This window comes from Neisseria sicca, from assembly GCF_014054945.1.
GTDB lineage: Bacteria > Pseudomonadota > Gammaproteobacteria > Burkholderiales > Neisseriaceae > Neisseria > Neisseria sicca.
Genome location: NZ_CP059566.1, coordinates 1,857,267 through 1,883,546, shown reverse-complemented (window position 1 = coordinate 1,883,546; position 26,280 = coordinate 1,857,267). Strand labels below are relative to the sequence as shown.

The following is a 26,280-nucleotide window of genomic DNA, read 5'->3' as shown; positions in this document are numbered from 1 at the left end:
TTTCAGACGACCTTTTTGTGGAATGTTTTGCTTTATCGGTCGGGTATTTAATGTGTCTGCTGCCAAACTAAATCGCAAATATCGTCTTTGGGATTAAAGCCTGCGGGGGCTTCGAGCAGCAGGGCGCGCAGGGTTTGTTGGTCTGAATTTGAGCACGCTAAGTCCATACGCATAATTATGTCATTTAATTGCGCCCATGGCAGCATTACTTCGCTGGCGGTCATAATTCGGGGATGAGTGGTTTTTTGCACTTCGTCTCCGATGAGCAACTCTTCATAAAGTTTTTCGCCCGGACGCAGTCCTGTAATTTTAATTTCGATATCGCCGTCGGGATGTTGGGCATCTTTCAATTTCAGGCCGCTAAGCGTAATCATTTGTTTGGCTAAGTCAATGATTTTAACAGATTCGCCCATATCCAACACGAATACGTCGCCGCCTTTGCCCATCGCGCCCGCTTGAATGACGAGTTGGGCGGCTTCGGGGATGGTCATGAAGTAGCGGGTGATGTCTTGGTGGGTCAGGGTGATGGGGCCGCCTTCGGCGATTTGTTTTTCAAACACGGGGACGACGGAGCCTGAAGAGCCTAAAACGTTGCCAAAACGCACCATACAGAAGCGGGTCTGTTGGCCGGGTTCGGCGGCGAGTGCCTGCAGGCAGAGTTCCGCCATGCGTTTGCTGGCGCCCATGGTGTTGGTCGGGCGCACGGCTTTGTCAGTGGAGATGAGCACGAAGGTGCTGACGCCGGATTCGACGGAGGCTTGGGCGCACAAGAGCGTGCCGAAGACGTTGTTGCGTATGCCTTCGACGGTGTTGAACTCGACCATGGGGACGTGTTTGTAGGCGGCGGCATGATAGACGGTTTCAACGCCGTACGCGGTCATGACGCTGATCAGGCGTTCTTTATTTTGCACGGAGCCGAGCAGGGGGACGACTTCGATTTGACTGCCGGCGGCTGCCTGAGTTTCGCGCAATTCTTTGTCTATGCTGTACAGGGAGAACTCGGACAGTTCGAACAGCAGTAATTTGGACGGGCGGCATTTCAGGATTTGGCGGCAGAGTTCGGAGCCGATGGACCCGCCCGCTCCTGTTACCATCACGGTTTTGCCGGTAATGTCCGCACCCATGAGTTCGGGGCGCGGGGCGACGGGGTCGCGGCCGAGCAAATCGACGACGGAGATTTTTTTCAGCGCGCTGACTTTGATTTTACCGTCCACCAAGTCTTTCATGCCCGGAATAGTCAGCACTTCGCATTTGTATTTTTCGAGGCTTTGGATGATGCGGCGGCGTTCTTCCTGAGTAGAGCTGGGGATGGCGAGCAGGATTTTTTCCACACCGTAGCGGTCGATGAGCGATTGGATGTCTTCAGGACCATAGACGGTCAGGTCGTAGATGACGGTGCGGCGGATTTTGGGGTTGTCGTCCACAAAGGCGACGGCGGAATATTCGTTGACCTGTTTGATGGCTTCCAGCAGTTGGCGGCCGGATTGTCCTGCGCCGTAAATGATGACGGGCGCCATTTGTTTTTTGTGGCGGTCGGTCAGGATGGCGCGCAGAATCATGCGCGAACTGGTGATGCAGACGACCAGCAGCAAGAAATAAACGACGGGCAGGGCGAGGTGCAGTTTGCGTTCGAAAACCAGAGTGGTCAGGCAGAACAAGACTGCCGAAATCAGGCTGCCGAATGCGGCGGCGGTCAGGACGCGGGTGCTGACGAAGCGGGTAACGGCGCGGTACAGCCCCAGTCTGACAAACAGCGCGATGGTCAAAAAGGCAGTCGAGCCGAAGGCAAGCCAGTTCGCCATGCTTGCCCATTCGTCGGAGTATTGGACTCGGAGGCTTTGCGCGAACCAAAAGGCGATAAAAATCATCAAAACGTCGTGGATGACGAAGAAGGTTTTCTTGACGTTGCGGGGCAGGGATAACAGGGTTTCCAAATTCATTTTGGTATGTTCTGAATAATGTTGTGGGTGGGTTTCAGACGACCCCGGTCATGCAAAGGTCGTCTGAAAAGACGTTTGTTGCTACGGAGCATTGGTTTTCCGTATGTGTCGGTTGCTTGCCGGTTCCCTTTTTTATTCGGCTGAAGCGGTAAATCGCCGCCGTCCCGATGATACGGGCGCGGCGGTTTTTACTTTATGCTGTGGCTTCTGCCAACACAGCTTCGATGTGTTCTTTGCAGAACGCGATTTCGTCGTCGGTCAGCGTCGGATGTACCAAGAACATCAGGCTGGTGTCGCCCAGTTGGACGGCGTTTTTCAGCCGCTCTTTCGGACGCCACGGCGTGTTGTCGAAGGCTTTTTCCAAATAGACTTCGGAGCAGCTGCCTTGATAGCAGGGGACTTTGCGCGCGTTCAGTTCGTTCACGATGCGGTCGCGCGTCCAGCCGTCTTTCAGGTGTTCGGGTTTGACGAAGGCGTAGAACTTGTATTGCGCGTGTTCGATGTAGTCGGCGACTTCAATCAGGCGGATGCTGGCGAACTTGCCCAAGCTTTCTGCCAGTTTGGCGGCGTGCGCTTGGCGGCGTGCCGTCCATTCGGGCATGCGTTTGAGCTGGATGCGGCCGATGACTGCCTGCATTTCCATCATGCGCCAGTTGGTGCCGAAACTTTCGTGCAGCCAGCGGAAGCCGGGGGCGTGTTCGCGGTGGTACACGGCGTCATAGCTTTTGCCGTGGTCTTTGTACGACCACATTTTGCTCCACAGCTCTTTGTCGTTGGTGGTGACCATGCCGCCTTCGCCACCGGTGGTCATGATTTTGTCTTGGCAGAACGACCATGCGCCGACGTGTCCGATGGAGCCGACGGATTTGCCTTTGTATTTCGCGCCATGCGCTTGGGCGCAGTCTTCGATAACCCACAAATCATGTTCTTTTGCCAAGTCCATGATGCCGTCCATTTCGGCGGGCATACCGGCGAGGTGGACAACGATGATGGCTTTGGTATTCGGCGTCAGCGCGGCTTTGATGGTTTCCGCGCTGATGTTTTGGCTGTTTAAATCCACATCGGCAAACACGGGGTTTGCGCCTGCGGTAACGATGCAGGAAGCAGAGGCGAGGAAGGTGCGCGAGGTAACGATGACGTCGTCGCCTGCACCGATGCCCATTGCTTTTAGCGCGACATCGAGTGCCAGTGTACCGTTGGAGAGGGCGACGGCGTATTGCGTGCCGGCGAAGGCGGCGAATTCTTTTTCAAATTCGCGGCATTCGCTGCCCGTCCAATAGTTGACTTTGTTGGACAGCAGGACTTTGGAAACGGCATCGGCTTCTTCTTGGGTGAAGCTCGGCCACGGGGAGAGGGATGTGTTAAGCATTGGCTTTTCCTGCGAAAAGGCTGGTGGAGTCTTTGGGGGCGACTTCTTCCAGCAGTTGGCGGTTGATCAAGGTGTATTTTTGACCGTCGATTTCGACGTATGCCCCATCGTAAGGCGGGAACCAGAACGCGCGGATTTTTTTCTCGACGTCGTCGCCGTCGCGGATTTGCTTCATGGCTTCCATTTCGTCGCGGCTGACGTAGCGGCCGCCGATGTTGGGCGTAGTCGGCAGTTTGGCTTGCGCTTCGACGGCGCGGGCGATAATGCGTTGTGCGAACGGCTCCAATGCTTGCATGGTTTTGCGTTCGAGCGATTGGGCGGTTTCGACAGAAGAATCAATGGGGAAGCGATCCACTTCGATGATTTCGCCGGTGTCGATGGAGGCATCGACGTAGTGTGCGGTGCTGCCCCATTCGGACAATTCGTCCATGATGGCGAGGTTGTAGCCGCCCGTGCCTTTGTATTCGGGCAACAGGGCCGGGTGGAAGTTGATCGTACCCAAGCGCGGGACGGTCAGGAATTCGTCGCGCAGTTTGCGCCAGTAGAGTACGGACAGGCCCAAATCGTATTTCAGACGACCTTCTTTCATTGCTTCCAAGGCGGTGTCGAAAGTGTAGAGCGGCAAGCCCAATTCTTTGGCGGCGGCAGCCGTCGGTGAGCCTTGCAGGTGGCTGTCGGTCAGTACGCCGACGATTTCGATGCCGTTTTGTGAGGATAAGAGCCGGAGCAGGTTGGCGGAAAGCCGTTTACGTCCCATGAATAATATTTTTGTCATGTGAGAGTCCTTTTTGTTTTATCAGCTAATGTGTGATTTTGTTGAACAGTCCGAAGGGGCAATCAGCTGCGCCAAATCCTGCAGGGAGCTGATCCACGCATCGGGATGGTGTTCTTTGTTAAAGTTTTCGGGTAAGTGGTGGTGAATATTGTGCTCGGACGGATGCAGCCCTATGGTGATCCAGCCCAAAGCGTTCGGCGCGATGAAGTCTTTGGAAAGGTTGTCGCCGATGTAGATGAAACAGTCTGCCTTTTCGGCATATTTGTCTTGTAAATAGCGGAAGCGTTTGCCGTCGGGCTTTTCCGAAGCGCAGGCTTCGGAGACGAGGATGTCGTCAAACAGGGAATACAGCCCCAAGGCTTCCAATTTCAAGCGTTGGGTCAGGCTTCTGCCGTCGGTAATCAGCGCGCGTGCGGCGAAGGGCGCGGTCAGCTCGGACAGGAAATCATGCGGGGCATACGGCGTCAGCGTCGGGCGGTGCAGCCGGTATTGCCACAGAAGAACCTGTTTTTCCGATTCGTTGAAACCGCAGTGGCGGCACAACTTGTCCAGCCAGTCTTTGCCGTCGGGGTCGATACTGCGCCATAGGTCGTCTGAATCCCAATCGGGATACAGGACGGCAACGGTATCGACGATTGCACGGATGCCGGAGAGTTTGTATTCGTATTCCGAGTACAGAGTATCGTCCAAGTCGAAGACAATGACGGCGGTTTCGGGATTAATCGTTTTCATGAACCAAGACCTTGGCATCGTAGCGCAGCATGATGAGGTTGTTTTCCCAGTCGTCTGAAAACGGGATTTCTTCGTTGCGGAAGTATTCGTGCATCAGCCAGCCCGGGTAATTGCCGCCTGCGGCATACGTCAGCGGGAAGCCGCCGCCGAAGCGGGGGTTGATTTCCACGCCGTAGAATTCGCCGGTTTCTTCGTTGCAGAAGAATTGCGCCGTAATACAGCCTCGTGCGCCTTCCAATACCGCCATTTTTTCCAGCAGCGTTTGGTAGAGGCTGTTTTTGCGGGTAATGCCTTTGCTGACTTCGCCGGAACGCACTTCCAAGCGTTTTCGCGGGATGGCGCATTTCAGACGACCTTCATGGTCGTAATACATATCGACGGTAAATTCGGAAAATTCGTTTTCGATGTCGATAAGCTCGCAGAACATCAGCTTGGGGTCGTCCACGATTTCAGGCGTCAGGCAGGCTGGCGTGTCGATCCGTTTGGCACCGATGGCGCGGCTGCCGTCGTGGGGTTTGGCAAAGCAAGGGAAAACCAGCTTCTCGCGGTCGTAAATTTCGGGCGAGCGTATGCCGTAGCGGGCAAACAAGCTGGCGGTTTTCCGTTTGTCGCGGCATTGCGCGATGAAGTCCGAGTCGGAAACGACGATGTGGATGCCTGCCGCTTCGAAGCGTTCGCGCTCGTCTGCCAGCTTTTGCAGTTCGGTGTCTATGGTCGGGATGATTAAACCGATGTTTTCGCGTACCGCCAGATCGAAAATGCTGTCGATATACGAATCAGCGCTAATCAGCGGCACTTCAAACGAACCGTCCGAAACGTGGCAGGCGGAGGACATACGCGGCACCAAATCCGTCGTCAAAATCTTGACGTCGTCTGAAAACTTGGCCGCTTCGGTTTGAAAATCCTGTACCAATTCAACGCGCCTTCCCGCGGAAAGGATAAGTACGTTATTTTTTCGCATCAGTGTCATTTCCTGTGAAATAGGGCATGGTGGCTTCTCCCTCAGCCGAAATACCTTCTTTGATAAAGACTTTTTTGACTGTCAGAAACAGGATTTTCATATCCAGCCAAAAACTGTAATGGTCGATATACCAAATATCGTGTGCGAACTTTTCGTCCCACGAAAGCGCGTTGCGCCCGTTGACCTGCGCCCAACCGGTTACGCCGGGTCTCATTTCGTGGCGGCGGTTTTGAAATTCGTTGTAAAGCGGCAGGTAGCTCATCAAAAGCGGACGCGGGCCGACCAGGCTCATCTCTCCTTTTAGAACGTTCCAAAGCTCAGGAAGTTCGTCCAAGCTCGTCGCGCGCAGTTTCTTGCCGAAAGGGGTCAGCCGCTCGCTGTCGGGCAGCGGGTTGCCGTCTTGGTCGACCGCATCGCGCATGGAGCGGAACTTGATCATTTTGAACGGTTTGCCGTCTTTGCCCGGCCGCTCTTGGGTGAAGAATACCGGTTCGCCCAAGTTTTTGCGGATGAGGTATATCAAAATCAAAAATACGGGCGAGAGGAAAATCAGTCCTGAGGCGGAGGCGATGATGTCAAACAGGCGTTTGAAGAATTTACTCATGGGCTAATCTTTCAATCAGGTTGACGATTTTTTGATACGCCACGTCGCGCTTGAAACGGCGGACGATTTCGTCGGATTGAACGGGGTCGTTTTTGCGCGCCAGAATGTCTTTGGCGGCTTGGACGAAGCTGTCCACGTCGCCGGAACGGTAGTCCGCATGCGGCAGCAGGGTGAGGACTTCGGCGACTTCGTCGTTGACCTGGCTGTTTAAAATCGGGTTTTGCAATGCCATGTAGTCGGACAGTTTGTTGGTAATCGACTGCATGGCGTAGGAATGGATGGCGTTGACGGAGATGTCGCAGCCTTTGGCGACCGACATCATTTCGGCGTAGGGGATGTAGCCGTAAAACTGGATGCCCTCGCAGGCGTATTGTTTGAGCCTGTCCAAATCGGGGCCGCCGCCCATGATGTGCAGCTCTACATTTTCGCCGTCGTCCAACAGTTTCCGAACGCCTTTGCACACGGTTTCCACGTCATAGCTGTAACTGAGTGTACCCAAGTAGAAGAAGCGGGTTTTGTCGTCGCCGAAGTCTTTTGCCGGCGCGGCATCGAGTTTCGGAAAATCCGCGCCGATATAGACGACTTCGCCGGGTACGTTCGGATTGGCTTCTTTGGCTCGGTCGAGGTAGGTCTGCGACACAGCGACCAGCGCATCGGCGTAGCGGTAGGCACGGTTGGCACGGGAGGAGAAGGGCAGCAGGTTGTGCGGGATTTTTTTCAAAAAAGGCACGACCGAGGAGAAGGATTCCGGCCATACGTCCTGCACGTCGATAATCAGCTTGTAGCCCAAACGCGCTTTGTGTTCGCCCAAAAGCAGGTTGGTGGCGATCAGCGGATAGGCGGAAAAGACGACGTCTTGCTCGCCCGGACAGCAGTTGTTCAGCCATTGCTCAAAATGTTTGACGAACACATGATGGCTTTTGACGCGGTCCAGCGAGACGTTTTTGCCGTAGCCGCTCTCTTCCAGCAGCATGACTTTCAGACGACCTTGCGAGGCAGATTCGGCATCTTCAGGTCGTCTGAAAGATTTGTCGTAGTGTTTGAAATTGCTGGTAATCAGCAGCACGTCATGAGACTGCGACAACAGCTCGGCAAGATACCAGAAGCGGTTGAAATGCGGCTCGGACGGCAGCGAACAGTAGGGGGCGACGATGGTGATGTTCATATTTTCAGACGACCTCACATATCGTAAGCGGCCATTGTGGTGCGATAGATTTCATCATCGGAACACAAGGTCTCAACGTGTTTATGCAGGGCTTTACCCATTTTTTCGCGCAATTCGGGCTGCTTGATGAGTTGATCGACGGCTTCGATAAAGGCTTCGTCTTCGCCGAAGGGGAAACAGTATCCGGTTTCGCCGGTAATGACCATTTCGGAAATGCCGCCCATGTTGTAGGTGACAACGGGTGTGTCGTAGAGGCCGGCTTCAAGGATGTTGTTGCCGACGCCTGCGCCGTGGTCGCCGATACAGTGCGGCGTGTTCACCAAAATATCGACGTCTTTGAAATAGCCGGTCAAATCGCGCACGCCGCCGAGAAAGGTGACTTTGTCGTCTATGCCCAGGCGTTTCGCTTGCGCTTTCAGATTGTCCATCTCCTCGCCTATGCCTGCTACGTTCAGGCGCACGGGCATATTGCGGTCGACCATTTTCTTAAAGATGTCCAGCATCACATGCACGGCGCGGACGGTATCCAAGCGCGACAGCGTGCCGAGTATGACGTAGTCTTTGGCGGTTTTTTCAGGAACGTAATCGGCTTTGTGCAGGGCGTTGTAGGTGTAGGTGATGCGGTTGGCAGGGAAACCGTGGCGGATGAGTTTTTCCTGTTCGTGTCTGCAGTTGCCGATGATGTATACACCCAGTTTGTCGAAAAGTTTGGCGATTTTCGGATAAGTTTCGGCATCCAAACCGCGCGCGTGGTAGAACACTTTGGTTTTCGGCGAAGAGATTTTCGCCGCGATGGCACAGGCGGGAACGATACGCGCCATTTGACAATGGATGATGTCGGGTTTTTCTTGTTTCAACATCTTCATGTAGGCGAACATGCCTTTGATGTAGCCCAAGATGCCGCCCTGATAAAAATCAATCGGACGCCATTGGATGCCCAAGGCTTGAGCCTCTTTGATGAGCGGGCCATCGGAAGAGGCAAGGACGACCTCGTGGCCGCGCTGCCTGAGCAACCGTCCCAAGCGGAAGGTCGCATTTTCAGTGCCGCCGAGGCCGGACATGGAAGTAGTCAAAACAATTTTTTTCATATCATGTTTTCTATCAAGGGGTGTATCGGTACGCGTTATACGCCGTATCGCGCTGCGGCAGGACGCTGTACAGGAAAATCAAAAAGCAGGGCAGCCAGAGGAAGGGCATACGCAAAATGGTGGACGGGATGAAGCCGCCCAAAATAAACAGGCCGATTGCCGCCAAGCCGATGGCTTTTTGTTTGTTCCGCAGGTTTTGGCTTAAAAAGACGTTCACTGCATACCAAATGATGTAACAGATGAAGCCGATTAAGGAAATCATGCCGAAGCCCAAATACAGTTCGATGATGAAACTGTGCGGGTTTTCAAAACCGAGGCTGTCGCTCAAATGCCCGCCGAAGTATTCCTGAAAGTTTTTAGGGCCGTAGCCGTAAAGCAAAAGCGGCGGATTGCTCCAGAAGTAGTTGTAAATTTCTTGGCGGTAGCCGACCGAGTTGTCACTCTCCAAATTGAACAGGAACAAATACAGGCGGGAAGAAATGTTTTCCAAAAAGGCATTACCGTGCATCGAGAGCAGGAAATCGGCAATGTACTGTTTCGGAATCATCGACAAGCCTGCGCCTGTAACGCCTATGGTCATCAGCGTAAACAGCCCGTTGTTACGGTAAATCAAGTTCAGGATAAACAAAATGATGTAACTCATCGTCGCCGTACGCGATGCGCTGGCGAAAACAATCGCGCCCAAACTCAAAAATAAAATCCAGCCGAACAAATATTCCCTCTTGTTGACGCCGATATTGAAAAATATCAACACGGCAGGGGCGAAGAAGAGGGCAGTCGTACCCAAGTTGTTGGGGTTGAAGAAGAAGCCTTTAATCACGCCGGCCTCAATCGCCAAAATTTCGTCTGATTTGACAAACTGGATGCCGGTCAACACTTCGATAACGGGCGGAATAATGATAAAGGCGCAAAAGTAAACCAACAGCCTGCGTACGAAGCGCAAGGGGTTTTCGTGTCGGCTCAAAATCAGATACAGCAGGTAAAACAAACCGGCGACCGACAGGAAGAAAAAGGTATCCATGACCCTGACCGAATCCAAGGGCGTGATGAACAGATGGATTGCGCTCCAGCCGGTCATCAGCCCGACCGCCATCAGCATGAGTCCTGCCTTGCTATTGAATGTTTTGTTTTCTATGAAAAAAATCAGCAGGGTGGCAGGCACCAGCAAAAGGGTCAGCGGATTGTCGATACGCGGAATCCCCAGCTTATACGACAGCATCGGCCCCAGCATGTAGGCGGTAACCATCGTATAAAGCATAGTAATGTATATATTTTGTTTTTTAATTTTCACGTTGCTTCCTGAAATTTAGGTCGTTCCAAGAGCTTTATTATATGCAGAAATGATTTGTTCGGTAACGGGACGCTCTCCAAATTCTTTCAGGCAGTTTTCGCGCAACAGGCGTGGGAAATATTTTTTCCGGTTCCGATAGAGGGAGATAAGTGCTTCCGTCAGCGATTTTTGGTCTTCGACATCGACCAAAAGCCCGTTGGATGGATTGACGATAGTCTCAGGACCGCCACAGCGCGTCGCGATGACGGGCAGCCCTTGCGCCAAAGCCTCGATGAAAACGACGCCGAAAGTTTCGTGGCGGCTGGCCAATACGAAGGCATCGCTTTGATACATCAATTCCAAGACTTCTTCGTTTTTCAGACGACCTTCAAAGATAACGTTGTTTTCCAGCCCTAAATCTTTTGCCAAACGGTGCAGCTTGAATTCTTCGTAGCCGCCGCCGCCGATTTTCAGTTTCAGGTTCGGATAGGCTTTGACTGCTTCGGCAAAGGCGGGCAGCAGGATGTCGTAGCCTTTTTTATGTTGCAGGTGCGCGACCGAGCAGAAGGTAAAGTCTTCGTTGGCGGGTTTGTCGGCAAGGTCGATCGGCGCTTCAAAGCTGGCGGACAGGATATTGGGAACATATTGCCACTCCAATCCGCGGTATTCTTCTTTCAGCAGTTCGGCAAAGTCGCGGCTGACTGCCAGGCGGCAGGCGGCGTTTTGGGCGGCGGCATACATCAGCGGGCGTTGCCAGTTGCGGATAAGTTTGCGGGCGTAGGTGGTGCTGTGTTCGGTGATGACATACGGAATGCCGGTTGCTTTGTGGATTTCGTATGCAATGATGCCGCCGCTGTTGACGCAGTGCGCGTGCAGGACATCGGGCATGCCGTGGTCTGCAACGTATCGGCGGAACAGTTTCATACTGGCGGCGATTTCCCGTTTGCGGTCGATATGCGGGATGCGCGGGAAGAAAAACATGCTGTCGTACACATAAGTCGGTACGTCTTTGTCGATGTAGGTCCTTATTCCGTAATTTTTCGGGTTGAACGCAGTTTTTGCCTGAGTTCTGAACGAACGGAATATCGGTGCGACGACCCCTACTTTAACTCCGGAGCGTTGCAAGGCTTGTGCTTGCAGGCGGAAAAAGATTCCGTTGACGTCGTCCGGAGTGGATGGATACCAAGAAGGAATGATTAATGTATGCATGATAATACCTGTGTCGAGTGTGTCGGCGTACAAGCCGCATAGGTTGCGGACAGGGCACAAAATCAAAGATTCTCGGTGAGTAAGCGTTTTGTAGCGGCAGAATCAAAAACTGCACGCAGTATGGTTGTTATTGTGTTGAATGTTTTTTATTCAGACGACCTTTCACTGCCGATAAAGCTGAAGAAAGTGGTGTTTTGTATTTCACAGTCAGGGCAATCAAACCTGCCAGCCAGATTAAAGCAAAAATGTAGTAGTTGCCGGCGTTGCCGAAGTAGGTGTAGCCCAGGCACAAAATCAGGCAGAGTGCGGTATGGGTATAAATTTTCCGGCAGGGCAGCTTCTGCCACATCCTTGAAGACAATTCTGTCTTGATGAGCATAAACACCCAAAAAGAAGTCGCACTCGCCATTGCGGCACCCCGTGCGCCCAAGAGCGGAACCAGCCAATACAGCAGGCCGAAGTTCAGCAGGAATGCCGCAATATTGACTGCGGTAATCAGCCAGGTTTTTTTGACGACGTTCAAACCGATGCCGGTCACTTCCGTCAGCGTATAAAACAAAGGAAACATCATGCACGACAGTAAAATAAACTGTACCGATGCATATTCCCCGGGAAGGATCCAAGTGACCACCGGCGAAAAAATACCGATAAAGCAAACCATCGCGCTGATGAGCGCAGTCATCGACAGGGTAATGCCGCCGATTTTGTCGAGGTTGGTGTTGTCTTCAACCCATTTGAACACCAATGGCGCCCATATGGTTGAGAATACGCTTTGGAAAATCAGGGCGACGGCGCCGAAGCTGACCGCCATCGAGTAAATCCCCAGTTGCTCCAAACTTGCCATTTCTTTCAAAACAAAACGGTCGATAGACGTCAGCCCCCAGTAGGCGAGATTGCCGAATGCCAAAGGCAGTCCGTATTGCAACCCCATTTTGTGCAGCTTTGCCGACCAAGGCGAACGGATGGCGGCGGCCAAATCGGTTCGGGTTTGGTAGATCAATACAGCGACGGTCAGTATTTGGGCGGCGGTATAGGCAAAGACCAGGCTGGTGGTATGGGTTGGCAAGCCGATTAGGATGAAGAGCAAAACCAAAACCAAAATCAGGAATTTCGGTGTCAGCTGGCTGAGTGAGAAAGCAATTGCTTTTTCCTGCATCCGTAGGATGAGCGAGAAAAAGCGGATAAACAGGGTGGTCAGTAAAAAAACTAAAAACAGAATACCCAGCTTGGTGTTGTTCAAATTAAAAATAATTTTGGAAGGCCAAGAAGGATTCCACAAAAGTATCAGCAATACCCCGGCAATGCTCAAAACAAACGGGGACAGGCTGAAGGATTTGAACAGCGCGGCTTTGTCTTCGCTGACGTAGTATTCGCGGATATACGCCTGATCCAAGCCCAGCCCCAAAATCAGGATGGTCAGAGCGGATATGGTTTGCAGCAAGACGATACGGCCGATGTCTTCCGTAGGGTAGTACCATGAAATCAGCGGAAGCGAGAGGATGCCGAAAGCCGCACTGCCTATCGGACCCAAAGCATAGCCGAGTATTTTTCTTATATTCATAAATAGGAGGGATTTGTTGCCGCCAAGATTTTCAGACGACCTGAAAACGCAGCAGCATCATATAAATAAGGGCTTTCTTAGGTCGTCTGAAAACAAACGGTCTAAGAAAGCCGACTGCCTGCCGAAACCCGTCGGCAGGCAGTCTGCCTCAATCGTCAAAGGTATTACGCTTTCACGACTTTCGGGTTTTTCGCAGGGAACTTGCCGCGCGTATCGACAATCAGTTTGGCGTGTTCGGCAATCATGTCGTAGTCAAACTTATCGTGGTCGGTGGTCAGGACTACGCAGTCGTATTTCGCTACGGTTTCCGGCGTCAGCGGCTCGCTCTTCAGGTCGAAGTAGTGGTGGCCGGGGATGTACGGGAACTCAAGCACGTGCGGGTCAGAGTAGGAAATGTTTGCGCCCAATTTGTGCAGGCGGTCCATCACTTCCACAGACGGGCTTTCGCGCATGTCGTCCACATTTTTCTTGTAGGCGATACCCAAAACCAAGATTTTGCTGTCTTTGATGGAACGGTTGTGTTCGTTCAAAGCCAGCCCCACTTTGCTGATGACGTAGTCGGGCATGTGGGAGTTCACTTCGCCTGCCAACTCGATGAAGCGGGTGTTCACGCCGTATTCGCGCGCTTTCCAAGTCAGGTAGAACGGGTCGATGGGGATACAGTGACCGCCCAAGCCCGGACCGGGATAGTAGGCGACGAAGCCGAACGGTTTGGTTGCCGCGGCGGCGATGACTTCGTGAATATCGACATCCATTTTGTCAGCAACGATTTTCATCTCGTTCACCAAGCCGATGTTCACGGCGCGGTGGATGTTTTCCAGAAGCTTGGTCAGCTCGGCGGCTTTGGTAGAGCTTACCGGTACGACTTTGTCGATGGCAGGCTGATACAGCGCGATACCGACTTCCAAACAAGCAGGGGTATGACCGCCGATGACTTTCGGGATGGTGCGGGTTTCAAAATTCGGGTTACCCGGGTCTTCGCGTTCCGGAGAGTACACCAAGAACACGTCTTTACCGACTTTCAAGCCGCCTTCTTCAACACGCGGCAGCAATTCTTCTTCGGTTGTACCGGGGTAGGTGGTGGACTCCAAAGACAGCACTTGACCGGCGCGCAGGTAAGGTTTCACTGCGTCGGTGGTGTCGATAACGAAACTCATGTCCGGCTCGCGGTATTTGTTCAACGGAGTCGGTACGCACAAAATCACGGCTTCCACTTCGCCGATGCGGGAGAAGTCGGTGGTGGCTTCAAACAGGCTGTTAGAAGCAGCGGCGATTTTCTCGGCAGGAATATGCTCGATGTAGGTTTCGCCTTTGTTGAGTTTGTCGACTTTGGTTTTGTCGATGTCGAAGCCCAAAACCTGATAACCGATGTCCACATAACGGAGCATCAGCGGCAGGCCGACATAGCCCAGGCCGACGATGCCGATTTTGGCGGTTTTATCTGCAAATTTCTGAATGGTAATATTTTTCATGACAAGTCTCATGTGATGGAAAAGGGCGTGCCGCACAGTGCAAAATGCCGCAGCAGAACCCCGGCCGGCAGTCATAAAAACAGCAGGGTCGGAATCCGTTTTGTCGGTGTCGAAAATAAATCTTTCCCTAAGATTGGTTTTGGACGTAAAAGTTTTGCATGTGCAAATGCAGCATTGCCCGACGATAATGGAGTGTTGGGAAATGTTTATGCAAATATTATAATCAAGCTGGGCGGTAAGATTTTGAATTGTATTATTTTTAGTAATTACTATACCGTTAGTGACTAAATATAATATCGGAAATACAAATAATTAATAAAAATTAGTATTAATATATTTGCGTAATTTAACCTAAAATTAATATTACTTCAGTATATGTTGAAGCGGTATTTGTAACTCTGTCAAGCAAATCAGGCGATGCAGTAAAACACCGTTGCTTCCGACAAAAAGGTCGTCTGAAAACCCAAAATCAGTTTTCAGACGACCTTTCTGGTTTAGGAAGCAGCCTATTTTTTACGCAAAACCCATTTTACGTCCTGCCCGATCAGCTCTACCGAACGGCTTTCCCACTCGCCTTCCGAAGTCAAAACGGCGGGGTTGGCGGGGAGGGTGAGCAGGTTTCTGCCTTCGCCTAAGATTTTCGGCGCTTGGTACAACACGATTTCGTCTGCCAAGCCTGATTCGATAAAGGCGGAGGCCAGCGTCGCGCCCGCTTCGACCATAATCTCGCCGTAGCCCAGTTCTGCCAATTGGGGCAGCAGTGCGGCAAGGTCTATACGTCCGTTGGCGTTTTCAGACGACCTCAAGATGCGGATATGACTGAACGCGTGGTATGGTTTGAGGCGTTCTTCATCATCGACGGCGGTTACGATGATGGTGGGGCTGAGGTCGTCTGAAATTATGTGGCTGCCCAACGGCGTTTGCAGTTTGCTGTCCAACACGATACGCGCGGGCTGGCGCAGGGTCGGGAAGGCGCGGACGTTGAGGCACGGGTTGTCGGCAAGCACCGTGCCGATGCCGGTAAGGACGGCGCAGCTTTCCGCGCGTAAGGTTTGTACGTCCGCCCTTGCGGCTTCACCGGTAATCCAGTAGCTGCGTCCGTCGGCGAGCGCGGTTTTGCCGTCCAGGCTGGCGGCGCATTTGATGCGGACGAACGGGCGGCCGCGTTCGATACGGGAGAGGAAACCGCGGTTGAGTTCGCGCGCTTCGGTTTCCAGCAAACCGCTTTCGGTGCGGATGCCTGCGGCTTCGAGCATTGCCAAACCTTTGCCTGCCACCAAAGGATTGGGGTCGGTCATGGCAGCGACCACACGCGACACGCCCGAGCCGATTAGGGCTTCGGCGCAGGGCGGCGTACGGCCGTAATGGCTGCACGGTTCGAGCGTCACATAAGCCGTCGCCCCGCGCGCCATTTCGCCCGCCTGCCGCAGCGCATGCACTTCGGCATGCGGTTCGCCCGCTTTGACATGAAACCCCTGCCCGACGATTTGGCTGCCGTGTGCAATCACGCAGCCGACGCGGGGATTGGGGGAAGTGGAAAAACGCCCGAGCCGCGCAAGGGCAAGGGCGTTTTGCATCATTTGGGTATCAATACAGTCAAACATAATGTGGATTTCTTAAAGTTTTCCGTTTTCAGACGACCTTTGCCGTGTTTTATTCGTTCAAACGCTAATGCGCCAGACTCACTTCTTTCAAAACGACGGACAAATCTTTCTGCCCCGCATGATGGCTGTACGCGCAAACGGTATAGATATTGGCCTCGTGAATGGCGATGCAGTATTGGTTGAACGTACCTTGCCGGTCTTCGCGATCGGTTTGGTAATTCATGCGGTTGTCGGTGGCGATACCGACGCGGACATTTTGAGTCTCGTCCGATTGCAGGGTGGTTTTAAGTTCGGCGAAATAGGTTTTGGCATCCGTTTGCGCCGGGCCGTTGTTTGCCGCATAAATGGTAATGCGCGCTTCAGGGTCGTGTTGGAGCAGAATCAGGTTGGAGGCGGGAACGTTTTTCGGATGGCGGGCAGAATCGGCGATGATGTCGGTGAAGTGGCTGTTGTGGACGGAGATGGAAATTTTGCCGTCCATGCTCGTCAGCGTTTGAACCGTATCGGAGGCGGCTTTCGACACCGCATCGCCCTGTTCGGGGCTGCAGGCGGCAAGGCAGAATAGTGCGGCGGCTACGGATAAAACTCTTTTCATAAACATCCTCTTCATCATCAACACACCGCTTTCAGACGACCTATTTCCCGTCAGTCTGCACCAGCGTGGCGATTGCCTGAGTAAATTCGGACACGTCGTTGAAACTTTTATACACGGAAGCAAAACGGACATAGGCGACCTGATCGATTTTTGCCAATTCCTCCATCGCCATTTCCCCCACCATGCGCGACGGCACTTCCTTGTTGCCCGACTGATACAGACGCTGCTCAATCAGCGCGACCGTTTCATCGATTTTTTCCTGGGCAATCGGGCGTTTGTGCAAAGCCCGTTCCAAACTGGTTCTCAGCTTGTGCGGATTAAACGCCACGCGCGTACCGTTGGATTTAATCACCTGCGGCATCCGCATTTCGACCGTTTCAAACGTACTGAACCGCTGCCCGCACTCCACGCAACGGCGGCGGCGGCGGATGCTGTTCGTCTCTTCCAAGAGCCGCGAATCAGTGACTTGAGTATTGGGATGCTGACAAAACGGACATTTCATAAGTTTTTGAATTTATTTGTTTGTGAAACGGAATTGTAGCCGATTGAGCTATTCCCGTATAGTCGGTGGGTTTATTGTGGGTTGAAGGGGTCGTTTGAAAACCTTGAATCTGGGTTTTCAGACGACCTCTTTGTTTTAAACGGATACGCCGACGGCGCGGGCGATTGCCAAGCCTTCTTCTACACTCATGTAGACGGGTTGTTCAGGACGGTCGCTGCGGGCGATGTCGCCTTGTCGGAACATGACCAGTTCGTTCACTGCCAGTTGCGACCAAGTTTCGTCGCGGGTCAGCGGTAAGGTGGCGATGACGGCGACTTTGTCGTTGGGGGTGGTGACTTCGGAAAAATCGACCATGACGTCGTCGTCCAAAAGCCGTGCTTTGCCGAACGGGGCTTTGCGTACGATGTAGTGCAAAAGCGTACTGGCGTGGGCAAACAGGTTGTCGCCGTTGGACATAACGAAGTTGAACAGTCCGAAGCGGCGGATTTCGTGGGTCAGTGCGGCGAGGGCGTCGAATAGGGTGTCCGGGTCGGGCTTGCTGGCGAAGCGGCTGCGCAGGCGGTTGAGGATGTAGCAGAAGGCGCGTTCGGAGTCGGTGGTGCCGACGGCATGGTAATACTCGCCTTGTTCGGGGTAGAAATCGATTAAATGGCCGTTGTGTGCAAACAGCCAGTATTCGCCCCACATTTCGCGCATGAAGGGGTGGGTGTTTGCCAGCGAGGTTTGTCCTTGCGAGGCTTTGCGGATGTGGGCGATGACGTTTTCGGATTTGATTTGGTAGGCGCGAACGAGGTCGGCTACGGGCGAGGCGGCGCTGGGTTTGTCGTCGTGGAACAGGCGTACGCCTTTGCCTTCGAAAAAGCCGATGCCGAAACCGTCTGCATGGTGGTCGGTAATGCCGCCGCGGCGGCGGAAGCCTTCAAAGGAAAAGACGATATCTGTGGGGGTGTTACAGTTCATGCCGAGCAGTTGGCACATGATGTTGACCTTTGTTATTTTGATGTGGGGGGTGAGGGTATAGTGGATTAACTTTAAACCAGTACGGTGTTGCCTCGCCTTAGCTCAAAGAGAACGATTCTCTAAGGTGCTGAAGCACCAAGTGAATCGGTTCCGTACTATCTGTACTGTCTGCGGTTTCGTCGCCTTGTCCTGATTTAAATTTAATCCACTATAAAACGGGTAAATCGACGCAATGTACACGCGTTTTGCGTGATCGCCTTATAGATGGAATTATGGTGTATCGGAAGGGGTGTTTCAATAGGAAGGGGAGGGATATTGGGAGGTATTTTGTGTGATTTTATTGTGTTGTGGCTGATGGTGTGGAAAGGTCGTCTGAAATGCTTTGCGGGTTGGGCTAAAGCTTTTCAGACGACCTTTCTTTATTGTGTTTTGACGCTTACAAGGTGCCGTAAGAGTGCAGGCCGCTCAGGAACATGTTGACGCCGATGAAGGCGAAGGCGGTAACGAACAGTCCGATGACTGCCCACCATGCGAGGATTTTGCCGCGCCAGCCGGCGACGAGGCGCAGGTGCAGCCAGACGGCGTAGTTGAGCCAGACGATGAATGCCCAAGTTTCTTTCGGGTCCCAGCTCCAGTAGCGTCCCCATGCGTCGGCTGCCCACAGTGCGCCGAGGATGGTGGCGATGGTGAAGAATAAAAAGCCGACGGCGATGGCTTTATACATGACTTCTTCGATGACTTGCGAATGCGGCAGCCATGATTTTTTGCCGGCGTTTTCGTTTCTCAATGCCCAGAGTTCGGCGATGCCGAGCATGGCGGCGATACAGAATGCGCCGTAGCCGATGAAGTTGGCGGGGACGTGGATTTTCATCCACCATGATTGCAGGGCGGGAATCAGGGGTTGGATGGTGTGCGCTTCGCGGGAAAAGCTGTACCAAAGGACGAAGCCGACGACGATCGCCATGAAGCTGAAGACGAAGCCGCCGAGTTTTTGTACGGCGAAACGGGCTTCGTAGTAGAGGTACATCAGAGCGGTGATGACGAGGAAGAGGATGAAGACTTCGTAGAGGTTGGAAACGGGGATGTGTCCTGCGTCAGGGCGCAGGAGGTAGCTTTCGTGCCAGCGCACTAAAAGTCCGGTAAAGCCTGCGACGGCGGACACCCAGGCGAATACGGAACCCATGCCGAGCAGGGTGTTGGTGGCGACGTTTTTGCGTTGTGCCAACACGGCACCGGTGATGTAGGCGAAGAGTGCGAAGAAGACGAAGGCGCATTGCCACATAATCGCGGACTGGCTGCTGAGGAAGTATTTGAGCAGGAAGCCGTCGGAATGTGTGATGTCGCCATCGTAGAGCATGACGGCGCCGTATGCGAGGACGGCACACAAGGGGGCAAACCAGCGCATGGGTTTAAAAAACCAGCCTAAAAAGACGGTAATGCCCGCGCTTGCCCACAAAATCACCATTTCGTAGATGTCCATGGTGTGCTGAATGCGGGTTTGGGCGAAGAATGCGCCGGCTGCGGTCAGGAGGGCGAATAGGCAGTCGACCGTATTCAGGGACTTGAGGAACGATTTGTGCGTCAGCAGCTCGTGTTCGGGTAGGGGGTTATGGTTATGCGTCATGGTTCAAATCTTTCGCCAGTCGTTGCAGGCTTTGTGTATGTTGCGGAAACTCTTTTTGCAGGTCGCGCTCGTTGCGGCTGGAAGACATGGCAAAGCGGATGTGGTCGTCTGAAAACAGGACCCACGCGCGTTTCTCGCGGATGTAGAACATAAATATCGTGCCGAGAACCAGCAAAACAGAGCCTAAATAGACTAAAAATGCACCGGGCGAACGGGTCATTTGCAAGCCGGAGGAGCGGACTTCTTCAAAGCCGTCCAGTTGCAGGAGCATGGGGGCGGGGTATTCGGTCAGGCCGGTATAGGCGTCCATGCTGTGCAGCAGGAAGCGGTTACGCGCTTCGTCTTGAGGCCATGCGGGCAGCTTGTATTTTTGGATGGTTTCTTCCAATACGGCGTTCATGACGCCGAACAGCATTTCGTAAAAATATCCCTGCATTTTTTCCTGCTGCTCTTTGGGGATGTTCTTGGTGATAAATTCGTCCAACGCCAAATAGCCGCCTTTCGCAAAAATGCCCAAGGTGTTTTCGGCGGCAAGGGTGAATTGCTCGCGGATGTTGTCGGGCGCGTTCAAGGTCGCGTTGCGGATGACGGCTTTGCGTGCGGCTTCGTCTTTCAAGAGTTCGCGCATCGCCATGAAGGTATCGGGTTTGAAAGTCTTATCGGCAGGAATGCGCAGCCAACGGTATTGCTGTTCCAGACCTGTGCGCGTACCGGTGATGAAGAAATAATCCTGTTCCTGCTTAACGGGCAGCATGTAGTTTTTATATTCAACAGCCTGACCCGCTTTGTCGCGGATTCGGTAAACAACGGACGGGCCGATGTTGGTGTATTTTTTGTTTTCTTGAGAGACGGCGCGCACGTCGTTAATCGCTGATTGCAGGGTTTGCTCTTTTTCAGACGACTTGCTCATGTCTTCCACGTTCATAGACGTGAATTGGTCAAACTCCAGTTTGTAGGACGTATTGCCGATGTCGAGTGGGAAGTCGCGCATAGATGTCGCCCTGAGCGTTACCGGCTCGCGGCTGGGATTGCCCAAATTCCAGGCTTTGAACTTCAAATCGGAGCCGCCGTCGGCAAAGCTCGCTTGATAGATGGTGATGCCGTGCAGCGTCAGCGGATGGTTGACGCGGATGGTGTGTTCGGATTTTTTGCCGCTTTCCTTGTCGGTAATTTCCAAATCGCTGGCAAAATCACGCGGCATCCCGGTATTGTAAAAGTCGATGTGGAATTTCTTCAGCTTCACTTCAAACGGCAAATCCTGAACCAGCATCCCGTTGTCGGCATTGAGAAAGACCACGTCCGCGCTTTGCCCTTCGGTAATGTTCACATTGCCGCGGAACGACAGGTTCGACGTACCCAAAATGCTTTCTGGTTTGAAGTCTTTGGCATAGACGGAATGGTTGTCCGGCACGACACGTCCGGTCAGCATACCGATTTTCAGCAGAAGGTTGCTGTCTATCAAGCCGCCCAAGCAAATCACAATCAGCGCGGTATGGGCAAAAATATAGCCCCACTTGTTCATCGCCCCTTTTTTGGCGGCAACCAAAACCGATCCGTCTTCGCGCGTTACGGTTTTGCAGCTGAAGCCTTGTACTTCGAGATAACGCCGGGCAATTTCAGACGACATCTTGCCTTCCAACACAGTCGAATGGCGCATCGCCGCCAATGATTTTTCTTTGGCGTTTTCACGGAACGATTTGATTTCGCGGAGAAAAGGCGGAACATTGCGAATCAGGCACAAGCTGGTCGATATCACCAAAAACATCATGATGACCACAAACCAAGCGGACGCATAAACATCGTACAAGCCTAAAAAGTTGAAAATCTGCGACCAAAACGGACCGAATTTCACAACATAATTGACCTGCGGCTGGTTTTGCTGCAACACCGTCCCGATAACCGAAGCGACGCCCAGAAGACTGAGCAAGGCAACGGCAAAACGCATGGAGCTTAAAAAAGCGAACCAAGGTTTGCGGATAAGGGGGACGGATGAAGAGGATTTGCTCATAGCGGTTTGATTTGATAAAGAATACGGGGATGGTCGGGATTCGGAAGAGGCCCGATTATCGAACGGCACAAAAAATAGACATAATGGGGCAAAAAGCCAAAGGCTGCCATTTGAAAATACTTATTGCCTCAAAAGCGGCGGCATACCATCGCACAAGGTCGTCTGAAAACAACTGCCCAAGGGCAAGCGTTTTCAGACGACCTTGATATTCACATCATCCGCAAACAGACGGATTGATAGGAATCAATGCAGACCTTGGATGAAGTTGGAAACCGCATTCAACTCTTCTTCGGTCAGGCGTTTGGCAATATCTTCCATAATCGCGTTTTTGCGTTGTCCGGATTTATATGCCTTCATTTGATCGACCACATAAGACATATGTTGGCCACCTAAGCGCGGATATGCGCCGATTTCGGTACCGCCGCCCGGAATACCCGCGCCGCTGGGACCGTGGCAGGACATACAGGCAGGAACTTTTTTATCCACCAAACCGCCTCGGTAAATTTTGCCGCCCAAAACAGGATCATTTTGTTTCGGGTTTGCCTCGCCGGATTTGGCCTGTTGCTTGGCATAGAATGCAGATACATTGAGGATGTCTTGTTCGGACAGGTTCATCACCATAGGTTTCATCACAGCGGCGGAACCGTTTGTACGTTTGCCTTCTTTAATGTCCAAGGTTTGACGGTAGATATAGGCACTGTGTTGCGCGGCGAGCTTTGGATACATGGCGATGCCGCTGTTGCCGTCCGCCGCATGACATGCCGCACAAATGGTAGTAGCCACTTCTTTGCCTTTTGCAATATCCGCTTTCGGGGCAGCGACAGCCGCGCCGGCAGCCAAAACCAAGGCCGCTAAAGTCAATCGTTTCATGGAGTGCTCCTGATTACAGCATTGCATACCGCGACAATGCCTTTTTTATACTCAAAACGCCGGATAAATTTTACCCGATAAAAACCGATAATTCTATAAACGTGCTATTCTATACTAGATTTACATTAAATTACTACCATGTTTCGCAACATGGACACGGCAAATTCTGCCACTCCGTCTCAGGGAACAAGGAAATACGGATGAACCTCTTTCAGAACGCCAAATTCTTCACCACCGTCAACCATCTCAAAGACCTGCCCGACACACCTGCAGAAATCGCATTTGTCGGACGAAGCAACGCAGGCAAATCGAGCGCGATCAATACCCTGACCAACCATGTCCGGCTCGCCTACGTTTCCAAAACGCCGGGACGGACCCAACACATCAATTTCTTCGAATTGAGCAACGGCAGCTTCATGGTCGATTTGCCGGGTTACGGCTATGCACAAGTTCCCGAAGCCATCCGCACGCATTGGGTCAAACTCTTGGGCGACTACCTTCAACAACGGCGCCAGCTCATCGGCTTGGTGTTGATTATGGATGCGCGCCACCCATTGAAAGAGCTGGATTTGCGGATGCTGGACTTTTTCCACATCACCGGCCGCCCTGTGCATATTTTGTTGTCGAAAGCCGACAAGCTGTCGAAAAACGAGCAAATCAAAACTTTAGGCTCAGTCAAAAAATCGCTCAAACCCTATATGACCCGTCAACGCATCAGCGTACAACTGTTTTCCAGCCTTAAAAAGCAAGGCATCGAAGAAGTCAACCAAGTCGTCGGAGCATGGTTTGCTACGCATCAAGAAGAAATGGACAACTTGAATATCGGAAATCCGGAAAATTCCGAGTCATTGTAATCGGTCGTCGTATTGTCTGCATTGACGGGACGCAAATCCGTTTATTGTCTTGCAGAGGGAGAGAACAAAATCGTCTTGCTGCTGTGTATGTTGCTTTAAAATAGATAAACCCGAAAAGGTCGTCTGAAAATGTTGGATCATATTTCAGACGACCTTGTTGTTTTTATAGTGGATTAACTTTAAACAAGGACGGCGTTGCCTCGCCTTGCCGTACTATCTGTACTGTCTGCGGCTTCGTTGCCTTGTCCTGATTTAAAGTTAATCCACTATACAATTCGTTTGATTGATGGAGTGAGTGGAAGGGGCGGAATCTAGTGTGGTGAGGTAATTTGAAATCAAGGGGTAGGGGATAAGTTTGATGAACAGTGCAGATGGTATGAAACTGGTTTTTTAGCATTTGGGGAAACTCTCCGCTTTAGGCTCGGATGAGGCAATGCTGTATCGGTTTAAAGTGAATTTTTCTATCTTGTTCACATGGCAATGAATTGAGATTGTACTGCCATATATAAAAAGGTCGTCTGAAATTCCTGATTCGGGTTTCAGACGACCTTTTGACCGGTGTAATTAGAACAGCGAGTCTAATTGTCGATTGTTAACATTGCTTGGCTGTACCGGCGTTTCTTGCAAATCACCGCGACCGCGGTCTCCGCCATCCCGATCGCTATCAGGCGTTGCGGCAGTGTTGGCATTGGCCGGGCGTTGTTGTCGGGAAGGTTGTTGTGCAGGGCGTGGAACGGTACCGCTATTGTCCAGAGTGATATCGGAGCTGGTGGTCATACGTTCTTTCATATAGTATTCGCCGCCGCTGTTCACGATACCTGCCGGTGCTTTCATGCCTTTGTTTTCTACGCCTTTGAGTGCGAAGCGCATGTAATCGACCCAGACTGGAACGGCAATCGTGCCGCCGTAACCTGCGCGGCCCATGCTGCGCGGTTTGTCGAAGCCGATGTATACGGCAGTGACAATACTTGGGTTGAAGCCGACGAACCATGCATCTTTATTGTCGTTCGTCGTACCGGTTTTACCGGCGATATCGGAACGGCCAAGTGCGGAGGCGCCTCTTGCAGTACCGACACGGACAACGTCCTGCATGATTTTGTACATGATGTATGCGTTACGCGGGTCGATGGCTTGAGGAGCGTTTTCGCCTGCAACAAGAGGTTGCATTTGTGCTTTCAGACGACCTTCGCTGTCATAAATCTTGTCGATGACGTATGCGGAAATTTTGTAACCGCCATTGGCAAAGACGCTATATGCTTCAGCGACACGCAATGGTGTTGTTTCACCGGTACCAAGCGCCATAGACAGGCTGGCAGGGATTTCGGACGGTTTGAAGCCGAAACGTTGGATGTATTGTTGCGCGTATCCGATACCGATGGACATCAAGATTCGGATGGAAACCATGTTTTTAGAGGCGGTCAATGCTTGGCGCAGGGTGATATAGCCTGCATAACGGCCGTCTGAGTTTTTAGGATTCCAAGCAGAACCATTGGCACCTTTACCCGGCAGTGAGAGTGGTGCGTCATTAATCATGGTGGATGCTGTCATGCCTCTGGCGAGTGCCGCAGAGTATACGAAAGGCTTAAAGGTAGAACCTGGTTGGCGCATGGCTTGGGTGGCTCGGTTAAATGTCTTGCTGTGGAAGTCATAACCGCCGACCAATGCACGCACGGCACCTGTTTTTGCATCTAATGAGACCAGAGCACCTTGCAATAGGGGTTCTTGAACGACAGACCAATTGTTGCCGCCGCCTTTGACACGGATGACGGAACCGCGACGAATACGGTCGTCTCCCATTTTTTCGTTGTTGACTGCACGGGCTGCAAAGCCCAGTGCGTAGCTGTTCAGATTGAATCTTTTCCCGCTAGGCAGTTGAATCAGAACTCCTTTTTTAGAGGCTTCCAAGACAACGGCAGGAACCATTTTATCAACCGTATATAAAGTAGAAAGATATTGGCTGATCGTTTCTTCTACGTCATCAGTTTTGCTGAGGTCGATGTAGTTCTCTGCGCCGCGATAACTGCTGCCTCTGTCGAAATTACGCAACGCTTTTCTAAGGGCTTCAGTAGCAACACGTTGGTTGGCGGTATTGACGGTTGTGTAGACCTTAAAGCCTTGGGTGTATGCGTCCTCGCCATATTTTTCATACAACTCTTGGCGTGCCATTTCAGCAACATACAAAGCGTTTTGGTCGATGTTTTGCACAAAACGTTCATAATGCAGCTCTTCTTTCAAAGCTTGATCGCGTTGTTGTGCAGTAATCATATTTTCTTCCTGCATGTTTCGCAGGATGTAGGCTTGGCGCTGTTTGGCGCGCTCGGGGTTAACGATGGGGTTATACGCTGAAGGCGCTTTAGGTAGGCCTGCCAGCATGGATGCTTCAGCCAAAGTCAAATCTTTCACGTTTTTGTTGAAATAGATTTGAGCGGCAGAGGCAAAACCGTATGCCCGTTGACCCAAATAGATTTGGTTGAAATACAGTTCTAAAATCTGATCCTTACTAAGCGTCTGCTCAATTTTATAGGCCAATAGGGCTTCATTGAATTTGCGGGTAAATGTACGCTCGTTACTCAAGTAGAAGTTCTTTGCTACCTGTTGAGTAATGGTACTGGCACCCGATTGCAAACCGCCGGCGACTACGTTGCCGATAGCGGCACGGGCAATGCCTACTACGTCTACGCCCCAGTGCTCATAGAAACGTTTATCTTCTGCGGCAATAACAGCGTCTTTCAAAACCTTTGGAAAATCTCCAATTTTTGTAAACTCCCGGCGCTGTTCACCGTAAACCCCAATAATCTGACCGTCGGCAGAATATACTGTGAGGGGCATTTTGGGTTGGTAGTGTTGTAAAGAATCAAGAGCAGGCAACTTGGGGTATGTGACCAAAATCGCAATAGCGAGCAAGCCGACACCGAAGAGTGCCAATCCTAATATCAAACCAAGACAGGTCGTTATAATCTTTTTAATCATGACTAAGTAATAATTTTTGCCATCACTGGCATTAAATAAAGTAAAATAGAAACCGATTTCTGTGAAACACAGTATTTACTGTGCAAAGAAAAAGAAATCCTTTACGGATATCGAAACAGTTACTCACTCCTAACAATACAGGGAAAT

General features: G+C 51.9%; 22 protein-coding genes. 2 read left to right on the top strand and 20 right to left on the bottom strand.

Annotated features, from left to right (window positions below; all coding sequences use genetic code 11):
* Positions 1 to 47: 47 nt before the first annotated feature.
* From H3L95_RS09050 to H3L95_RS08995, 12 genes are all read right to left on the bottom strand, one after another.
* Entirely contained in the window at positions 48 to 1,940 is a 1,893-nt protein-coding gene (locus H3L95_RS09050; RefSeq protein ID WP_040668716.1) for a polysaccharide biosynthesis protein, read from the bottom strand.
* Between the two features lie 193 nt (positions 1,941 to 2,133).
* Positions 2,134 to 3,309 carry a DegT/DnrJ/EryC1/StrS family aminotransferase gene (locus tag H3L95_RS09045; RefSeq protein ID WP_003759464.1) on the bottom strand — a complete coding sequence of 392 codons (1,176 nt, stop codon included), beginning with the start codon at positions 3,307 to 3,309 and terminating at the stop codon, positions 2,134 to 2,136.
* Positions 3,302 to 4,084 (bottom strand): formyltransferase family protein, encoded by a 783-nt coding sequence (locus H3L95_RS09040; protein WP_003759466.1) that lies wholly within the window; start codon positions 4,082 to 4,084, stop codon positions 3,302 to 3,304. The genes H3L95_RS09045 and H3L95_RS09040 overlap by 8 nt, the downstream gene beginning before the upstream one ends.
* 21 nt (positions 4,085 to 4,105) lie before the next feature.
* The gene (locus tag H3L95_RS09035; protein WP_003759469.1) at positions 4,106 to 4,816 is read right to left on the bottom strand and encodes an HAD family hydrolase; all 711 of its coding nucleotides are present in this window, start codon (positions 4,814 to 4,816) and stop codon (positions 4,106 to 4,108) included.
* Positions 4,803 to 5,777, bottom strand: coding sequence for an ATP-grasp domain-containing protein (locus H3L95_RS09030; protein WP_003759471.1), 975 nt, complete (start codon positions 5,775 to 5,777; stop codon positions 4,803 to 4,805). The genes H3L95_RS09035 and H3L95_RS09030 overlap by 14 nt, the downstream gene beginning before the upstream one ends.
* A complete protein-coding gene (locus tag H3L95_RS09025) occupies positions 5,764 to 6,381 on the bottom strand; it encodes a sugar transferase (protein ID WP_003759473.1) in 618 nt (205 codons plus the stop codon). The genes H3L95_RS09030 and H3L95_RS09025 overlap by 14 nt, the downstream gene beginning before the upstream one ends.
* On the bottom strand, positions 6,374 to 7,546 hold the full coding sequence (locus H3L95_RS09020) for a glycosyltransferase (protein ID WP_040668719.1): 1,173 nt from the start codon (positions 7,544 to 7,546) through the stop codon (positions 6,374 to 6,376). Before H3L95_RS09020 ends, H3L95_RS09025 begins: the two co-directional genes overlap by 8 nt.
* Before the next feature lie 14 nt (positions 7,547 to 7,560).
* On the bottom strand, positions 7,561 to 8,634 hold the full coding sequence (locus H3L95_RS09015; protein WP_003759478.1) for a glycosyltransferase family 4 protein: 1,074 nt from the start codon (positions 8,632 to 8,634) through the stop codon (positions 7,561 to 7,563).
* A gap of 13 nt (positions 8,635 to 8,647) precedes the next feature.
* Positions 8,648 to 9,925 (bottom strand): O-antigen ligase family protein, encoded by a 1,278-nt coding sequence (locus H3L95_RS09010; protein ID WP_003776183.1) that lies wholly within the window; start codon positions 9,923 to 9,925, stop codon positions 8,648 to 8,650.
* 15 nt (positions 9,926 to 9,940) lie between these two features.
* Positions 9,941 to 11,113: a glycosyltransferase gene (locus tag H3L95_RS09005; RefSeq protein ID WP_182096139.1), complete on the bottom strand. Its 1,173-nt coding sequence runs from the start codon at positions 11,111 to 11,113 to the stop codon at positions 9,941 to 9,943.
* Positions 11,114 to 11,240: 127 nt separating this feature from the next.
* The gene (locus H3L95_RS09000) at positions 11,241 to 12,674 is read right to left on the bottom strand and encodes a lipopolysaccharide biosynthesis protein (RefSeq protein ID WP_003759484.1); all 1,434 of its coding nucleotides are present in this window, start codon (positions 12,672 to 12,674) and stop codon (positions 11,241 to 11,243) included.
* Positions 12,675 to 12,838: 164 nt separating this feature from the next.
* Positions 12,839 to 14,146 (bottom strand): nucleotide sugar dehydrogenase, encoded by a 1,308-nt coding sequence (locus H3L95_RS08995; RefSeq protein WP_039862706.1) that lies wholly within the window; start codon positions 14,144 to 14,146, stop codon positions 12,839 to 12,841.
* A gap of 27 nt (positions 14,147 to 14,173) precedes the next feature.
* Between H3L95_RS08995 and H3L95_RS08990 the strand changes: the two genes are divergently transcribed.
* Positions 14,174 to 14,434: a hypothetical protein gene (locus tag H3L95_RS08990; protein WP_259345814.1), complete on the top strand. Its 261-nt coding sequence runs from the start codon at positions 14,174 to 14,176 to the stop codon at positions 14,432 to 14,434.
* A gap of 218 nt (positions 14,435 to 14,652) precedes the next feature.
* Here the strand turns inward: H3L95_RS08990 and ribD are convergent, their stop codons facing one another.
* The 7 genes from ribD to H3L95_RS08955 form a co-directional block, all read right to left on the bottom strand.
* Complete coding sequence (gene ribD, locus H3L95_RS08985) at positions 14,653 to 15,750, bottom strand: bifunctional diaminohydroxyphosphoribosylaminopyrimidine deaminase/5-amino-6-(5-phosphoribosylamino)uracil reductase RibD (RefSeq protein ID WP_003759490.1); 1,098 nt, start codon at positions 15,748 to 15,750, stop codon at positions 14,653 to 14,655.
* A 64-nt stretch (positions 15,751 to 15,814) separates the two neighbouring features.
* The gene (locus H3L95_RS08980) at positions 15,815 to 16,345 is read right to left on the bottom strand and encodes a hypothetical protein (RefSeq protein ID WP_241429734.1); all 531 of its coding nucleotides are present in this window, start codon (positions 16,343 to 16,345) and stop codon (positions 15,815 to 15,817) included.
* Positions 16,346 to 16,385: 40 nt separating this feature from the next.
* Positions 16,386 to 16,847, bottom strand: a complete 462-nt coding sequence (gene nrdR, locus H3L95_RS08975) for a transcriptional regulator NrdR (protein WP_003776195.1) — start codon at positions 16,845 to 16,847, stop codon at positions 16,386 to 16,388.
* A 135-nt stretch (positions 16,848 to 16,982) separates the two neighbouring features.
* The gene (locus H3L95_RS08970) at positions 16,983 to 17,825 is read right to left on the bottom strand and encodes a class II glutamine amidotransferase (RefSeq protein ID WP_040668722.1); all 843 of its coding nucleotides are present in this window, start codon (positions 17,823 to 17,825) and stop codon (positions 16,983 to 16,985) included.
* A 418-nt stretch (positions 17,826 to 18,243) separates the two neighbouring features.
* Positions 18,244 to 19,431, bottom strand: a complete 1,188-nt coding sequence (ccsB, locus tag H3L95_RS08965; RefSeq protein WP_003759502.1) for a c-type cytochrome biogenesis protein CcsB — start codon at positions 19,429 to 19,431, stop codon at positions 18,244 to 18,246.
* The gene (locus tag H3L95_RS08960; RefSeq protein ID WP_003759504.1) at positions 19,421 to 21,376 is read right to left on the bottom strand and encodes a cytochrome c biogenesis protein ResB; all 1,956 of its coding nucleotides are present in this window, start codon (positions 21,374 to 21,376) and stop codon (positions 19,421 to 19,423) included. Before H3L95_RS08960 ends, ccsB begins: the two co-directional genes overlap by 11 nt.
* Positions 21,377 to 21,682: 306 nt before the next feature.
* Complete coding sequence (locus tag H3L95_RS08955; RefSeq protein ID WP_003759506.1) at positions 21,683 to 22,309, bottom strand: c-type cytochrome; 627 nt, start codon at positions 22,307 to 22,309, stop codon at positions 21,683 to 21,685.
* Between the two features lie 200 nt (positions 22,310 to 22,509).
* On the opposite strand from H3L95_RS08955, the gene yihA reads away from it, so the two are divergent.
* Positions 22,510 to 23,163 (top strand): ribosome biogenesis GTP-binding protein YihA/YsxC, encoded by a 654-nt coding sequence (gene yihA, locus H3L95_RS08950; protein ID WP_003759508.1) that lies wholly within the window; start codon positions 22,510 to 22,512, stop codon positions 23,161 to 23,163.
* Positions 23,164 to 23,727: 564 nt separating this feature from the next.
* Here the strand turns inward: yihA and H3L95_RS08940 are convergent.
* Positions 23,728 to 26,133, bottom strand: a complete 2,406-nt coding sequence (locus H3L95_RS08940; protein ID WP_182096138.1) for a penicillin-binding protein 1A — start codon at positions 26,131 to 26,133, stop codon at positions 23,728 to 23,730.
* Positions 26,134 to 26,280: the final 147 nt, after the last annotated feature.

What these genes read in the sequence shown, in the direction of transcription:
- H3L95_RS08980 (WP_241429734.1), bottom strand. Translation starts at nt 16,345, where the DNA reads ATGAAAAGAGTTTTATCCGTAGCCGCCGCACTATTCTGCCTTGCCGCC.
- H3L95_RS09025 (WP_003759473.1), bottom strand. Translation starts at nt 6,381, where the DNA reads ATGAGTAAATTCTTCAAACGCCTGTTTGACATCATCGCCTCCGCCTCA.
- ccsB (WP_003759502.1), bottom strand. Translation starts at nt 19,431, where the DNA reads ATGACGCATAACCATAACCCCCTACCCGAACACGAGCTGCTGACGCAC.
- H3L95_RS09015 (WP_003759478.1), bottom strand. Translation starts at nt 8,634, where the DNA reads ATGAAAAAAATTGTTTTGACTACTTCCATGTCCGGCCTCGGCGGCACT.
- H3L95_RS09045 (WP_003759464.1), bottom strand. Translation starts at nt 3,309, where the DNA reads ATGCTTAACACATCCCTCTCCCCGTGGCCGAGCTTCACCCAAGAAGAA.
- H3L95_RS08970 (WP_040668722.1), bottom strand. Translation starts at nt 17,825, where the DNA reads ATGTGCCAACTGCTCGGCATGAACTGTAACACCCCCACAGATATCGTC.
- H3L95_RS08940 (WP_182096138.1), bottom strand. Translation starts at nt 26,133, where the DNA reads ATGATTAAAAAGATTATAACGACCTGTCTTGGTTTGATATTAGGATTG.
- H3L95_RS09050 (WP_040668716.1), bottom strand. Translation starts at nt 1,940, where the DNA reads ATGAATTTGGAAACCCTGTTATCCCTGCCCCGCAACGTCAAGAAAACC.
- H3L95_RS09040 (WP_003759466.1), bottom strand. Translation starts at nt 4,084, where the DNA reads ATGACAAAAATATTATTCATGGGACGTAAACGGCTTTCCGCCAACCTG.
- ribD (WP_003759490.1), bottom strand. Translation starts at nt 15,750, where the DNA reads ATGTTTGACTGTATTGATACCCAAATGATGCAAAACGCCCTTGCCCTT.
- H3L95_RS09020 (WP_040668719.1), bottom strand. Translation starts at nt 7,546, where the DNA reads ATGAACATCACCATCGTCGCCCCCTACTGTTCGCTGCCGTCCGAGCCG.
- H3L95_RS08960 (WP_003759504.1), bottom strand. Translation starts at nt 21,376, where the DNA reads ATGCGTTTTGCCGTTGCCTTGCTCAGTCTTCTGGGCGTCGCTTCGGTT.
- H3L95_RS09005 (WP_182096139.1), bottom strand. Translation starts at nt 11,113, where the DNA reads ATGCATACATTAATCATTCCTTCTTGGTATCCATCCACTCCGGACGAC.
- H3L95_RS09035 (WP_003759469.1), bottom strand. Translation starts at nt 4,816, where the DNA reads ATGAAAACGATTAATCCCGAAACCGCCGTCATTGTCTTCGACTTGGAC.
- H3L95_RS09000 (WP_003759484.1), bottom strand. Translation starts at nt 12,674, where the DNA reads ATGAATATAAGAAAAATACTCGGCTATGCTTTGGGTCCGATAGGCAGT.
- H3L95_RS08995 (WP_039862706.1), bottom strand. Translation starts at nt 14,146, where the DNA reads ATGAAAAATATTACCATTCAGAAATTTGCAGATAAAACCGCCAAAATC.
- nrdR (WP_003776195.1), bottom strand. Translation starts at nt 16,847, where the DNA reads ATGAAATGTCCGTTTTGTCAGCATCCCAATACTCAAGTCACTGATTCG.
- yihA (WP_003759508.1), top strand. Translation starts at nt 22,510, where the DNA reads ATGAACCTCTTTCAGAACGCCAAATTCTTCACCACCGTCAACCATCTC.
- H3L95_RS09030 (WP_003759471.1), bottom strand. Translation starts at nt 5,777, where the DNA reads ATGCGAAAAAATAACGTACTTATCCTTTCCGCGGGAAGGCGCGTTGAA.
- H3L95_RS08955 (WP_003759506.1), bottom strand. Translation starts at nt 22,309, where the DNA reads ATGAAACGATTGACTTTAGCGGCCTTGGTTTTGGCTGCCGGCGCGGCT.